Source organism: Planotetraspora kaengkrachanensis (assembly GCF_016862895.1).
GTDB lineage: Bacteria > Actinomycetota > Actinomycetes > Streptosporangiales > Streptosporangiaceae > Planotetraspora > Planotetraspora kaengkrachanensis.
Map to the genome: position 1 here is coordinate 110,897 of NZ_BONV01000026.1, position 13,175 is coordinate 124,071.

Consider the following 13,175-nt stretch of genomic DNA (forward strand, 5'->3'; position numbering starts at 1 on the left):
GCACCCCCCGAGCTCTCCGGGGGGTCGTATGCGGGTCGGATGGGTCCTGCTGTCGTTGCTGCTTGCCGCGGGATGTGGCGAGGCCAGATCGCACGCGGTTCCGAGTCCGTCCTCCAAGTCCCATCACGCGTTCCGCGTGGGCGGCCAGTTCGACGCCGAGGTTTTCGGCAGCAGGCTGGCGGCCAGGCAGCGCGGCTGGCCGGGGCCGCGGATGCCGGTCGCGCCGCCGCCGAGGAAGATCGACTGCCGCCAGCTGAAATGCGTGGCGCTGACCTTCGACGACGGGCCGGGCGACCAGACGGGTCACGTGCTCGACGTCCTGGCGGCCCATCACGCCCGCGCCACCTTCTTCATGCTGGGCGAGATGGTCACCGACAACACGCGGGACATCGTCCGGCGCATGGTCTCCGAAGGCCACGAGCTGGGCAACCACTCCTGGGGCCACCCCTCGCTCGTGGGGCTGTCGGAGGCGGCGCTCCGGCGTGAGCTCGAACGCACCCAGGACGTCGTCCAGCAGGCGACCGGGGTGCGGATGCGCGTGATGCGCCCGCCGTACGGCTCGACCAACCACGAGGTGGAGGCGATGGCGAAACAGCAGGGGCTCGCCCAGATCATGTGGGACCTGGACACCCTCGACTGGCGGGACCGCAACGCCGGTCTCGTGGCCAAACGATCCGGTGAGGCCAAGCCCGGTGACATCGTGCTGATGCACGACATCCACCCCACGACCGTCGAGGCGCTCCCGCGCCTCCTCGACGAGCTGGACCGCAAGAAGTTCACCTATGTGACCGTGCCGGAGCTGCTCGGCGGCGTCACTCCCGGAAAGCAGTACCACAACAAATGAAGGGCTACGACTTCCCGGGACCGGCGCTCGAACTGGGCGCCCTGGTGAAGGACGACGGCACGGCCGACCCGTCGTCTCCGATCCGGATCCCGCTCGCGATGATGAACCGCCACGGCCTCGTCGCCGGGGCGACGGGCACGGGCAAGACCAAGACGCTCCAGCTCATGGCCGAGCAACTGTCCGCCCAGGGCGTCCCGGTCTTCCTCGCGGACGTGAAGGGCGACCTTTCCGGCATGGCCTCGCCGGGCGCCCCGTCCGACCGCACGGCGAAGCGGGCGGCCGAAGTGGGCCAGTCCTGGACGGCCACGGCCTGCCCCGTCGAGTTCTTCTCCCTCGGAGGCATGGGGGAGGGCATCCCGCTGCGCGCCACCATGACGGCATTCGGGCCCACCCTCCTGTCCAAGGTGCTCGGGCTCAACGAGACCCAGGAGTCGTCGCTCGGGCTGGTCTTCTACTTCGCCGACCAGCACGGCATGCCACTGCTCGACCTCAAGGACCTCATCGCGGTCATCACCTACCTGACCGAGACGCCCGAGGTGCTGAAGGGCGTCGGCGGCCTGTCGTCGGCGACGGCCGGGGTCATCCTGCGCGCGGTGGTCAACTTCCAGGCGCAGGGCGCCGACGCGTTCTTCGGTGAGCCCGAGTTCGACGCCCGCGACCTGCTGCGGCAGTCGCCGGACGGCCGGGGAGTCGTCTCCATCCTGGAACTGCCCGCCGTGCAGGACCGGCCGCGGCTGTTCTCCACATTCCTGATGTGGCTGCTCGCGGATCTGTTCGAGGCGCTGCCCGAGGTGGGCGACCCCGACAAGCCCAAGCTCGTGTTCTTCTTCGACGAGGCGCACCTGCTGTTCAATGACGCCTCCAAGGCGTTCCTGGAGTCGATCACGCAGACCGTGCGGCTGATCCGATCGAAGGGGATCGGCGTCTTTCTCGTCACCCAGACACCCAAGGACGTGCCGGCCGACGTGCTGGCCCAACTGGGCGCCCGGGTGCAGCACGCCCTGCGGGCGTTCACCCCGCAGGACGCCAAGGCGCTGAAGGCGACCGTCTCGACCTTTCCCGAGTCGGACTACGACCTGCAGAGGCTGCTGACGGAGCTCGGCATCGGAGAGGCGGTCGTGACCGTGCTCTCGGAGACCGGAGCTCCCACACCGGTCGCCTGGACCCGTCTGCGCGCCCCCCAGTCGCTGATGGCGCCCTCGGATCCCGCCGTCGTCCGCGGCGTGGTCGCGGCCTCCGCGCTCCTCGCCAGGTACGGCACGGCGATCGATCGGGAGTCGGCCTACGAGATGCTCAGCTCCCGTCTGGCCGCGCCCGCCTCCACCGACTCCTACGGCGCTCCTCCACCAGAGCCGGAGCGGCGGCGACATGAGGAGCAGAAGAAGTCGGTCCTGGAGGGCGTCCTCGGCTCGTCGGAGTTCAGGTCGCTGGCCCGTTCCGCGGCGTCGGCGCTGGGCCGGGAGATCACCCGCTCGATTTTCGGGACCGCGAGACGGCGGCGCTGACCGCTCACGCCCCTTCGGCGGCGCCGTTGTCGGAGGGGCGTGCGAAGGTGGGTGCCATGGGTTTCAGCGGGTTTCCTGACGAGGCGCTCATCTTCTACGAGGGTCTCGTGGCCGACAACTCCAAGTCGTATTGGGCGGCCAACAAAGAGCTCTACGACAACGCGGTGAAGGCGCCGATGCTGGCGCTGATGGACGAGCTGGCCCCAGAGTTCGGGACGCCGCACCTGTTCCGGCCCAACCGGGATGTGCGCTTCGCGAAGGACAAGTCGCCCTACAAGACCCACCAGGGGGCGTACGTGCAGGTGGGGGTCGACGGCGTCGGCTACTACGTGCAGCTCGACGCCGAGGGCCTCTACGTGGCCGGCGGCTGGTGGGCGGGGGGAGACCAGATCCTCCGCTTCAGGGACGCTCTCGACGACGACGTGGCGGGCGGCAGGCTCGAGTCCGCGCTCGCGTCACTGCCGCCTGAGCTGGCCATCGGGGGCGACCGCCTCAAGACCCGGCCGCGCGGCGCGCCGGAGGACCACCCGCGCCTGGAGTTGCTCCGGCACAAGTCGCTGCACGCCGGCCGCCGCTTCGAGCCTGAGCTGTGGCTGAACACTCCGGAGGCCCTCGACCGGGTCCGGGTCACCTGGCGGTCGCTGACCCCGCTGGTCGACTGGCTGAGGATTCACCTCGGCTGACCGTCAGGTGAGGACCCTGATCACGCCACAGCCGACCCGGTCACCGGCGTCCCCGGTCTTCAGTGTGGTGGAGTCCGGCCCGATGGTGCCCGTGGTGTCGGAGGGGTGCGTGTAGCGGGTGGGGATGTTGGCGAAGTTGTCGGCCTTGGCGTGCACGACGACCGCGCTGCCGTCGGTGTCCGCCAGTTGCGCGATGGCGAACCTGTCGGTCACGAACGACGCGTTGCCGGTGCCGTCGCCCGACACGAGCAGGGAGGGCAGGTTTCCGGCCGCCATGCCGTACGAACCGGCGGTCGGGTCGAGATGGGCGCCCGCGCTGGAGAACGGGCTGCCGGTGGCCGCGTCCACCGAACGGGGGTCGCACACGCCCGCGGTGTGGATGTGGAGGCCGTGGAATCCGGGGGTGAGCCCGCGGACGTTGACCGTGACCCGCGACTTGGTCATGTCGTAACGCTCGATGCGCAGGGTGCCGAGCGCGGTTCCGGCGGTGTCCTTGATCACGGCGATGGCCGACGGTCCCACCGGGGGACGAGCGGGCTCCGACTGCGCGAGGACCCCTGTGCCGACGCAGATGACGAGGTTGGCGGCCAGGGCGAGATGGCTCTTCCGAAGCATGGACGGCATGGACGGCATGGACGGCTCCTTCGTGTGCGCTCGTGACCTGGCACAGGAGAGCACGGCCCGCATCGGGGGAGAGATGGGGAAACGCCGCTCGTGGAGCGCAGTTTGCCCCCACCTTGCCGCCGCGTGATCATGCGCGCGCACCTGTGCCGCGTGATCATGCACGGGTTCGTGAATTCGGCGGCCGGCCTGGGCGGACCCTGCCCGTGATCATGCACGGATTCGGCGAAACGTCAGCCGACCAGCGAAAACGCCCCTCGTGATCATGCGCGTTGGCATGTCCACGAGGGGCGTCGTCGCTGTTCACACGGCCGGATCACGGCCGTCGGGTCTTCGACGTGGCCCGAGGCCGTTTGGCAGAGCCTGCCGTCCGAGGCCCGGTCAGTTGACGCGCTTGGCCCGCGCGGTCGCGCGGCCGCGGCTGGCCGCGTCGAGCACGACCTTGCGGATGCGGACGGTCTCCGGCGTGATCTCCACGCACTCGTCGTCACGGATGAACTCCAGCGCCTGCTCCAGCGACAGGGAGCGCGGTGGGATCACCTTCTCCGTCTCGTCGCTGGTGGACGAGCGCATGTTCGTGAGCTTCTTCTCCTTGGTGATGTTCACGTCCATGTCGTCGGAGCGGGAGTTCTCGCCGACGATCATGCCCTCGTAGACCTCGGTGGTGGGGGAGACGAACAGCGTCCCGCGCTCCTGCAGGTTCAGCATCGCGAAGGGGGTGACGGGGCCCGACCGGTCGGCGACGAGGGAGCCGTTGTTGCGGGTCCGCAGCTCGCCGAACCACGGCTCATAGGCGTCGAACACGTGGTGGACCAGGCCGGTTCCCCGGGTCTCGGTGAGGAACTCCGTACGGAAGCCGATCAGGCCACGTGCGGGAACCACGAACTCCATGCGGATCCAGCCGGTGCCATGGTTCGTCATGTGCTCCATGCGGCCCTTGCGTACGGCCAGCAGCTGGGTCACGGCCCCCAGGTACTCCTCGGGGCAGTCGACGGTGAGCCGCTCGACCGGCTCGTGCACCTTTCCGTCGACGAGCTTGGTCACAACCTGGGGCTTGCCGACGGTCAGCTCGTAGCCCTCGCGGCGCATCTGCTCGACCAGGATGGCCAGCGCGAGTTCGCCACGGCCCTGGACCTCCCAGGTGTCGGGGCGGTCGGTGGGGATCACGCGCAGTGAGACGTTTCCGACCAGTTCCTTCTCGAGCCGGTCCTTGACCATCCGCGCGGTGACCTTGGAGCCCTTCACCTTGCCCACGAGCGGGCTGGTGTTGGTGCCGATCGTCATCGAGATCGCCGGCTCGTCGACCGTGATCAGCGGCAGGGGCCGCGGGTCGTCCGGGTCGGCCAGCGTCTCGCCGATCATGATGTCGGGGATGCCGGCGATGGCGATGATGTCACCGGGCCCGGCCTCCTCGGCGGGCTTGCGCTCCAGGGCGTCGGTCATGAGCAGCTCGGAGATCTTCACGCGCTGGATCGTGCCGTCGGTACGGCACCAGGCGACCTGCTGTCCCTTCTTGATCGTGCCCTGGTGAACGCGGCAGAGCGCGATTCGGCCCAGGTAGCTGGAGGCGTCGAGGTTGGTGACGTGCGCCTGGAGCGGGGCGGTCGGGTCGTAGAGGGGAGCCGGGATCGTCTTGGTGATCGTCTCGAACAGTGGCTCGAGGTTGTCGGCGTCCGGCATGCCGCCGTCCTGCGGCCGGTTGAGCGAGGCCCGTCCGGCCTTGGCCGAGGCGTAGACGATGGGGAAGTCGATCTGCTCCTCGGTGGCGTCGAGGTCGAGGAACAGCTCGTAGACCTCGTCGACGACCTCGGCGATCCGGGCGTCGGGCCGGTCCACCTTGTTGATGCACAAGATCACCGGGAGCTTGGCGGCGAAGGCCTTGCGCAGCACGAAGCGCGTCTGGGGCAGCGGTCCCTCGGAGGCGTCCACCAGGAGCACCACGCCGTCCACCATGGACAGGCCGCGCTCGACCTCTCCGCCGAAGTCGGCGTGGCCAGGGGTGTCGATGATGTTCAGGGTCATTCCGCCGTGCTTGACCGCGGTGTTCTTCGCGAGAATGGTGATGCCCTTCTCGCGCTCGAGGTCGTTGGAGTCCATCACGCGCTCGTCGACGTCCTGGTTGGCGCGGAACGCCCCAGACTGCCACAACATGGCGTCCACCAGCGTGGTCTTGCCATGGTCGACGTGCGCGATGATCGCGATGTTCCGCAGGTCGTCGCGGCTGTTCAAAGGCATAGTGGAGTCTCGCTCTAGTTCGTCGGGGTGTCGTCCGCGTCCCGGAACTTCGGCGAGACGGACATCCGCCGCGGAGTGCGGCCATTCGATTTTAGTTGATCCCCGTTACCACCATGTGCCGTGGAAGCGGGAATCCCCACGACCTGCGGTTTTAGCGGCGAATTCGCTACGGGTTCGCTACGGGTTTCCTACGGGTGTGCGTGTGCGTGACTGTCGCGACCGGCGGGCCTCTCCGGCGTTGGCCGCCGATTGCATGATCGTGGCCGGTGATGCCGCAGGTGGTGGAGATTCTTGCGAATCCGTGCATGATCACGAATCGTGTTTGGCCAGGTGGTGGGGGGTTTCTCTGAACCTGTGCATGATCACGCGGAGTGTTTTGGCTGGTCAGGTGGCCTGTGGGCGAATCTGTGCATGATCACGGGGATGGGGGTGGGGGGTGGCGTCCGAGATCGGCACAGGTGAGGAAATAAGGTCGGCGGCATGGGTTTTGCTCCTGCCTTCGGGGCGATGTTGCGGACGGGCGACGGAATCAGGATCGACGCGTCGCACACGCCCAACGGTTCGCTCGACCTCGGCGTCATCGTCGCCCACGGGTTCACGGGATCCTGGCGAGAGCGACCCACGCGGCGCATCGTCCACGTCCTGTCCGGTTTCGGAGGCGTGATCTCGTTCGACTTCCGGGGGCACGGACGGTCCGGCGGCGTCTCCACCGTGGGTGATCTCGAGGTGCTCGACCTCGAGGCGGCGGTGAAGCACGCCCGCTCGATCGGCTACCGGCAGGTCGTGACCGTGGGCTTCTCCATGGGCGCCGCCGTCGCCGTACGGCACGCGGGGCTGCACGGGGGAGTGGACGCGGTGGTGGCGGTGAGCGGCCCGGCTCGCTGGTACTACCGGGGGACCCGGCCGATGCGGCAGGTGCACTGGGCGATCGAGCGGTGGTCGGGACGGCTCGCGGCCCGCGTGGCCAAGCGCACCAGGATTTCGAACGGCACGTGGGATCCCATCCCGCTGCCTCCCCACGAGGCCGCCGCGCTGATCTCGCCGACGCCCCTGCTGATCGTCCACGGGGACGCCGACCCGTTCTTCCCCCTGGAGCACGCCCACCAGTTGTACGAGGGAGCCAAGGACCCCAAGGAGCTGTGGATCGAGCCGGGGTTCGGCCATGCCGAGGCGGCGGCGACGCCCGAACTGATCCGGAAAATTGGCCGGTGGATTTCGCGAACCAAATCCCAATAAGGGTCGTCTACTAGAACGTACGGGTCCCTCGATGGACCCTGACCGCCGGTCAAGGGGGGCCGGCGCGCACCTCCGGGTGTGGCCCAGCGACGCGGGGGCGCGCTGGGCGACCTTCCCGGTCCTGTACGGCTCGCCGTACAGGACCGGGAAGTGCACATCTCAGCCCAGGCGGGCGATCGACTTGTACTCCAGATACGCCGACAGGCCCTCGGGGCCGAGTTCCCGGCCGAGCCCGCTGGACTTGTAGCCGCCGAACGGGGTGTTCGGGTCCATGGTGTTCATCATGTTGACGCCGTAGGTCCCGGTGCGTACCTGGCGGGCGACGTCCACGCCGTGATCGGCGTCGGCCGTCCACACCGTGCCGGACAGGCCGTAGTCGCTGTCGTTGGCGATCCTGATCGCGTCGCCCTCGTCCTCGTAGGGGATCACGGTCAGAACCGGGCCGAAGATCTCTTCACGGGCGATGCGCATGTCGTTCGTCGCGCCGGCGAACACGGTCGGCGCGACGTACCAACCCCGGTCGAACGGCCGGTCGAGCCCGCCGATCACCGCCTTGGCGCCCTCGTCGAGGCCGGCGCGGATGTACCCCTCGACGCGGTCCTGCTGGCGCTTGGCCACCAGGGGGCCGATCCCGGTCGCCGGGTCCGCCGGGTCGCCGACGGCCTGGCTCGTCACCATGTCGGCCACGGCCTGGACGACCTCGTCGTACCGGTGCCGTGAGGCCAGGATGCGGGTCTGGGCGACGCAGGCCTGGCCGTTGTTCATGAGGGAGGCGATCGACAGGAAGCCCATCGCCGAGGGCAGGTCGCAGTCGTCAAGGATGATCGCGGCCGACTTGCCACCCAGCTCCAGCGTGCAGCGCTTGAGCTGCTCGCCGCAGATCGCGGCGATGCGGCGGCCCGCGGCGGTCGAGCCGGTGAAGGCGACCTTGTCGATGCCGGGGTGGGAGACCAGGTGCTCGCCGGCTTCGCGGCCCGCGGCCACGATGTTGACCACGCCCGCGGGGATCCCCGCCTCCCTGATCATCTCGGCGAGGAGGTAGGAGTCGAGCGGGGTCTCGGGGGCCGGCTTGATCACGACGGTGCAGCCGGCGACGAGCGCGGGGGCCAGCTTGGTCATGATCACGAACTGCGGGACGTTCCACGGCACGATCGCGGCGACGACGCCGACGGGCTCGCGGCGGATGGTGACCGGCCCGAAGGTCCCGGGCCGCTCCTCCTCCTCGGGGAACGTCGCGCCGAGCCCGGCGAAGTACTGCAGCATGCCGAGCGGCTGGGGAGCCTGCGCGAGCTGCGAGAACGTGATGGGGGAGCCCATCTCGAGGGTGATGACGTCGGCGAGTTCCGCCTGACGCGACGCGTAGATCTCCGCCAGCCTGCCGACGACCACGGCGCGCTCGGCCATGCTCATGCGCGGCCAGGGTCCGTTGTCGAAGGCCTCGCGCGCGGCGGCCACCGCCCGGTCCATGTCCGCGGGGGTGCCGTCGGGCACGCGCCCGACGATTTCCTCCGTATGGGGGGAGATGACGTCGATGGTGCCGGTGCCCGCGGGGGCCACCCACTCGCCCCCGATGAATAGCGTGTCGTGCTGAAGCATGTCCCTGCCTCCTGGTCGGGCGCGCCTCACGAATTTGAGCGAACGCTTGCTCGGACAAGTCTGTTCTCGCGCGCCGGACGTCACAAGTCCCCGCGCACTCAGTGAGACCGAATCATGTTCTGTCGCTCGTTGGCAATACCCCGCGGCGGGGGGCTTGGCGGCGTATGCCGCACCGCGCGTGGATCCCCCGCGGTGCGTACGGCTCCCGCCCCCGAAGGAGCCGGAGCCGTACGCGTGCGGGATTACGGGAGGGTCGGGTTGAGCAGGTGCTTCATCGAGCGCTTCACCAGGTCGGTCCGCATGGCCTGGGTGGTCGCCCCTTCGGCGCCGAAGCCGAAGTACACCGTGTCCTTCGTGGTGATGCCGGCGCCGTCCTCGAGTGACTGGTCGCTGCGCGTCCAGTCGTTGGGAGCCTCGGCCGAGTCGGCGGGCGGTCCGGCGACCGTCCACCCGCCGAGGTCGCCCTCGAAGGAGGTCTCGGAGACGGCCGCGCCGTCAGCCGTGACCGTCGCGTCGTCGAGCCAGACGCCGAGGCCCTGGGTGCCCCAGTCGCTGATGTAGGAGATCGACACCTCGACCTGCTTGCCCGCGTACGCGGTCAGGTCCATCGACCACTGCTGCCAGCCGTTCGACGAGCCGGAGGCCGCGTGCCACGAACCGGTGGTGCCGGTGGCGGTGCACGAGGTCGCGCCGTCGAAGGTCTGGTAGTGCGCGGTGGACGGATGGATGGTCGCCCAGCCGCTCGCGCAGCTGTCGCCGGTCTCGTCCGAGGTGTGCCCGTTGGCGTCGGGCAGGGTCGTCCAGTCGTCCTGGCCCACGGTGTGCGCCTCGACGGTCAGGAAGTCCCAGTTCGGCTCGGTGTTGTACGACGTCCAGAACGACAGGTTGCCGCTCGTCTTCCCGGTCAGGTCGATCGTGCGGGTCAGCCGCTTCCAGGACACGTCGGCCTGGCCACTCTGCACGTCCCACGCGCCGGTGTGCGGGCTGAAGGGTGCTCCCGCGCTGTACTGCCACTTCAGCGGGGCCGAGCTGGCGAACTGCGGGAACGTCTTCGGCGACAACACCGAGGAGGTCGTCACGAACGTCGAGGTGTGGTCCTGGTTGTTCGCCGAGTCCCCGCCGTTGAGCGTGCCGAGGAAGCCGGAGAACGCGCCGCTCGTGCCCTTCAGCGGAAGCGCGTTGCCGTCGGCGTCCTGGCCGCCGCCGTCCACGAAGGTGTAGGCGCCAAGGTAGTACTGCACGAAGTCGTTGCTCAGCGCGAGACACGGCGGCTTGGTGCCCGTGGTGCACTCGGGCTGGCCAGGGAAGTCGGGCTCGTACCAGTACGCGCCGTTCACGTTCTGTGGGTACAGCGCGTACTTGCCGGTGGCGAGGAGCTTGCCGCCCTCGTTGAGGTAGTCGCGGAAGGCCAGTTCGAGCGCCTCCGCGAGGTTCGCGGCGGTGCCGGCGGGCTGGCCGGCCGCGCGCGGGATGATGTCGTCGCCCGTCTCCCAGACGACGGCCTTGTAGTGGCTGAGCACGCCCAGCGGATGCGGCGCGGTACGGCCGTTCTTGTCGACGTCGTACACGTCGGAGCTGTAGCCGGCCTTCGACAGCGCCGTGGCGTAGTCGTCGGCGTACTTGGCCTCGGTCACGCCCTGGGCCGGGCTCGCGCCGGTGACGTCCTCCGCCGCGACGACGAGCACCTTGCCGCCGATGTCGCCGGCCACCTTGTAGGTGAACGACTCGCTCTTGCCGGTGAGCGAGGTGAACCATACCTTCACGCTGTCGCCGGGCTTGGCGCCCTTGACCGTGCCGCGGAGCTGGTGGAAGTAGGTGTCGTAACCGTCGCCGTAACGCTCGCCGCCCTTCCACTCGGACGTCGGGGCGACGCGCGGGCTCCCGCCGTTGATCTGGTACCTGAGCAGGACGGGGCCGAGTCTGCGCTGGGCGTCCACCTGGACGACCTGGTCCCTGCCGTAGCTCACGCCGAACTTGTCGACGACGAAGTCGGGGACGGTGTTGCCGAGGTGGCTGACCGGCTTGGTCAGGTTCGGCGCCGACTTGATGATGTCGAGCGCGAACGGCAGTTGCTTCTCGAACTCGGCATGGACCAGCGCCTCGTCGTCGGGGAAGACGAAGCCGCAGCCCTCACACCCCTCCTCGAGCTCCGGCGTCCACGCCAGCGTGCCGTACTTCGAGTGGGCGTGGTCGGTGGTCTCGCCGTTGGTCGTGTACAGCTCGGCGCCCACGCCGGGGTCGAAGCCGGGGACCGCCGGGTTCTCGTCCGTCCCGGTCAGAGCCAGGTAGATCGGGTCGTCGGGGGTCTTGGTGGCGACCTGCCAGCCCTGGGGGTAGAGCAGCAGCGGGCCGTAGGAGTGGTAGTTGACCTGGGCCTTGGGCCGCAGCCGCTTGAGCAGCCCGTCCATGGCCCTGGTCTCCGGCTCGGAGGCCGGCGCCTTGCCGCGGTAGGTCTCGCTGCTGAAGACGCTGGACGAGCCCTCCTCGTCGTAGCCCCACTTGGTCGGGTAGTTCCGGTTGGGGTCGACGCCGTCGTTCCCGGTGATCTCCCCGTCGCCGTCGTTGTCGCGCAGGTTCTTGCGCCACAGGCGGTTGCCCTCGGTGAAGGTGAAGTCGTAGCCGTCCGGGTTGGCCACCGGGACGAACCACACCTCGGTCGAGGACAGCAGCTTGCCGATCTCCGGCTTGGACTTGTTGGCCACGAGGTACTTCAGCAGGCGCATGTCGACCTCGGTGGAGATCCACTCACGCGCGTGCTGGGTCGCGGAGTAGAGCACCGCCGGCCTGGCCCCGTCCGGCAGGACCCGGGCGAGCTTGGTCAGCTTGACGGCGAGGATGTCCTTGCCCTGAACGGTCTTGCCGATCGACTGGAGCTTCGCGATGTCCTTGTTGGCGTCGGCGATGGCGCGGAGCTGGTCGGCGATGCCGCCCTTCTGCGAGTAGGAACGCCACACGGTGTACCCGCCGGCGGCCTGGGCCCGGGCGGCCTGCGACTGCGTCTGGCCCTGGGGGTTGCGGACGGGCTGCGGCCGGTAGCCGAGGATCTGCAGCTTCTTCAGCTCGGCGGGGGTGGCGGTGAGCTCGATGTGCTCCGTGGCGCCCTCGGCCGTCTGCTGAACGATGTCGAAGCCCTTCTGGGCCAGCGTGCCGCCGGTCCCGGCTGGGCTGTCCAGCTCGTAAAGCTCTATCTGGTCCGTGGGTGGAAGGGGGTCGGTGGCAACGGCCTGTGCACCGGCGGTCGGCATCAGGGGCGCGAGCAGTGCGCCGGCCGCAAGGACTGACAAGATCAGTCTTCGGGACATGGATACGACCCTTCGTAGGGAACGATCACCCGAATCTCGCCTGCGGTCAGATCACCTGCAAGTCACGCCGGGACTCGTGTAAGTCACGAATTGATCACGGCTTGCTCAATGGTAGATCCTCACAAATCACGAAAAAGTGGGAGATTCCTCCTTAATGGGGCATGCGTTTCTCCCGTTCCGGTAGCAGGCATAAAGATCGCCTTCTATAGTTTCGGACCGAATGGGATTGGAGGCCACGTGCGACCGAGGCGCCTGCTGGGGCTGGCGGTGGTAGCCACCGCGTTACTCGGAACGTTCGCGGTACCCGTCGCGCAGGCCGCGCCGGACGAGCAGGCGACGCTGGCCAAGCTCACCAAGCAGGCCGACGAGCTCACCAAGGCCTACCGCGGTGAGATCGCCAGTCTCGAGGACGCGAAGACCGCCGTGAAGAAGGCCTCGTCCCGGGCCAAGAAGCTCAAGGGGCAACTCGGTGCGGCCGAGGACCGGGTCGCCGAGTTCGCCCAGACGTCGTACATGGGCGGCGGACTGGACGACTCGCAGTTGTTCAGCCTGAACATCGACCCCGGCACCGTCTCCACGATGTCGTACCTGTCCACGCAGAAGGCCGCGCAGCTCACCACCGTCAGGCAGCTCATCGCGGACCACAAGAAGGCCACGGAGGACGCCGACGAGGAGATCGCCAAGCTGGAGAAGGACATCAAGGACCTCCAGTCGAAGCGGCGAGACGTCGAGCGGCGCATGGCCAAGTTCGGCATCCAGCAGCCAGGCTCGGCGTCGGGCCTGACCGCCCGCCTGGTCAACGTGCGGGCCGCGATCATGTCGCAGTTCCCGATGCCGTTCGGTGTCGGATGCCTGCGCGTCGGCGACCCGGGCGAGCACGGCAAGGGCCGCGCCTGCGACTTCATGATGAGCTCCGGCGGCCGCCTGCCGGACGCCGTGGCCAAGGAGCGCGGCGACGCCCTGGCCCAGTGGTGCATCAGCCACGCCGACCAGTACGGGATCATGTACATCATCTGGCAGCAGCGCATCTACGACATGCGCACCGGCGGCGGCTGGAAGATGATGGAGGACCGCGGCGGCACCACGGCCAACCACTACGACCACGTGCACGTCTCGGTGTTGTGACGGCCGGCCCCCAGAGGATGCGCTGAGG

9 protein-coding genes are annotated in these 13,175 nt (G+C 68.8%); 5 read left to right on the plus strand and 4 right to left on the minus strand.

Annotation, left to right across the window (positions count from 1 at the left end):
- Positions 1-28 precede the first annotated feature (28 nt).
- From Pka01_RS25570 to Pka01_RS25580, 3 genes are read left to right on the plus strand one after another with little or no spacing between them, the layout of a single operon-like run.
- Positions 29-844, plus strand: a complete 816-nt coding sequence (locus tag Pka01_RS25570) for a polysaccharide deacetylase family protein (RefSeq protein WP_203885414.1) — start codon at positions 29-31, stop codon at positions 842-844.
- On the plus strand, positions 841-2,349 hold the full coding sequence (locus tag Pka01_RS25575) for a helicase HerA-like domain-containing protein (RefSeq protein ID WP_203885415.1): 1,509 nt from the start codon (positions 841-843) through the stop codon (positions 2,347-2,349). Before Pka01_RS25570 ends, Pka01_RS25575 begins: the two co-directional genes overlap by 4 nt.
- A 56-nt stretch (positions 2,350-2,405) precedes the next feature.
- Positions 2,406-3,032 carry a DUF2461 domain-containing protein gene (locus tag Pka01_RS25580; protein WP_203885416.1) on the plus strand — a complete coding sequence of 209 codons (627 nt, stop codon included), beginning with the start codon at positions 2,406-2,408 and terminating at the stop codon, positions 3,030-3,032.
- A gap of 3 nt (positions 3,033-3,035) precedes the next feature.
- Here the strand turns inward: Pka01_RS25580 and Pka01_RS25585 are convergent, their stop codons facing one another.
- Both Pka01_RS25585 and typA read right to left on the minus strand, forming a co-directional pair.
- The gene (locus Pka01_RS25585; RefSeq protein ID WP_203885417.1) at positions 3,036-3,665 is read right to left on the minus strand and encodes a superoxide dismutase family protein; all 630 of its coding nucleotides are present in this window, start codon (positions 3,663-3,665) and stop codon (positions 3,036-3,038) included.
- 369 nt (positions 3,666-4,034) lie between these two features.
- Entirely contained in the window at positions 4,035-5,888 is a 1,854-nt protein-coding gene (gene typA / locus Pka01_RS25590) for a translational GTPase TypA (protein ID WP_203885418.1), read from the minus strand.
- A gap of 480 nt (positions 5,889-6,368) precedes the next feature.
- Here typA and Pka01_RS25595 point away from each other — a divergent pair, with 480 nt between their 5' ends.
- Complete coding sequence (locus Pka01_RS25595) at positions 6,369-7,124, plus strand: alpha/beta hydrolase (protein WP_239115290.1); 756 nt, start codon at positions 6,369-6,371, stop codon at positions 7,122-7,124.
- Positions 7,125-7,283: 159 nt separating this feature from the next.
- Here Pka01_RS25595 and Pka01_RS25600 read toward each other — a convergent pair whose 3' ends face one another.
- The gene (locus Pka01_RS25600; RefSeq protein WP_203885419.1) at positions 7,284-8,720 is read right to left on the minus strand and encodes an aldehyde dehydrogenase; all 1,437 of its coding nucleotides are present in this window, start codon (positions 8,718-8,720) and stop codon (positions 7,284-7,286) included.
- A gap of 242 nt (positions 8,721-8,962) precedes the next feature.
- On the minus strand, positions 8,963-12,022 hold the full coding sequence (locus Pka01_RS25605; RefSeq protein WP_239115291.1) for a M14 family metallopeptidase: 3,060 nt from the start codon (positions 12,020-12,022) through the stop codon (positions 8,963-8,965).
- Between the two features lie 237 nt (positions 12,023-12,259).
- Between Pka01_RS25605 and Pka01_RS25610 the strand changes: the two genes are divergently transcribed.
- Positions 12,260-13,147, plus strand: coding sequence for a coiled-coil domain-containing protein (locus Pka01_RS25610; RefSeq protein WP_203885420.1), 888 nt, complete (start codon positions 12,260-12,262; stop codon positions 13,145-13,147).
- Positions 13,148-13,175 lie beyond the last annotated feature (28 nt).

What these genes read in the sequence shown, in the direction of transcription:
- Pka01_RS25570 (WP_203885414.1), top strand. Translation starts at nt 29, where the DNA reads ATGCGGGTCGGATGGGTCCTGCTGTCGTTGCTGCTTGCCGCGGGATGT.
- Pka01_RS25575 (WP_203885415.1), top strand. Translation starts at nt 841, where the DNA reads ATGAAGGGCTACGACTTCCCGGGACCGGCGCTCGAACTGGGCGCCCTG.
- Pka01_RS25580 (WP_203885416.1), top strand. Translation starts at nt 2,406, where the DNA reads ATGGGTTTCAGCGGGTTTCCTGACGAGGCGCTCATCTTCTACGAGGGT.
- Pka01_RS25585 (WP_203885417.1), bottom strand. Translation starts at nt 3,665, where the DNA reads ATGCCGTCCATGCCGTCCATGCTTCGGAAGAGCCATCTCGCCCTGGCC.
- typA (WP_203885418.1), bottom strand. Translation starts at nt 5,888, where the DNA reads ATGCCTTTGAACAGCCGCGACGACCTGCGGAACATCGCGATCATCGCG.
- Pka01_RS25595 (WP_239115290.1), top strand. Translation starts at nt 6,369, where the DNA reads ATGGGTTTTGCTCCTGCCTTCGGGGCGATGTTGCGGACGGGCGACGGA.
- Pka01_RS25600 (WP_203885419.1), bottom strand. Translation starts at nt 8,720, where the DNA reads ATGCTTCAGCACGACACGCTATTCATCGGGGGCGAGTGGGTGGCCCCC.
- Pka01_RS25605 (WP_239115291.1), bottom strand. Translation starts at nt 12,022, where the DNA reads ATGTCCCGAAGACTGATCTTGTCAGTCCTTGCGGCCGGCGCACTGCTC.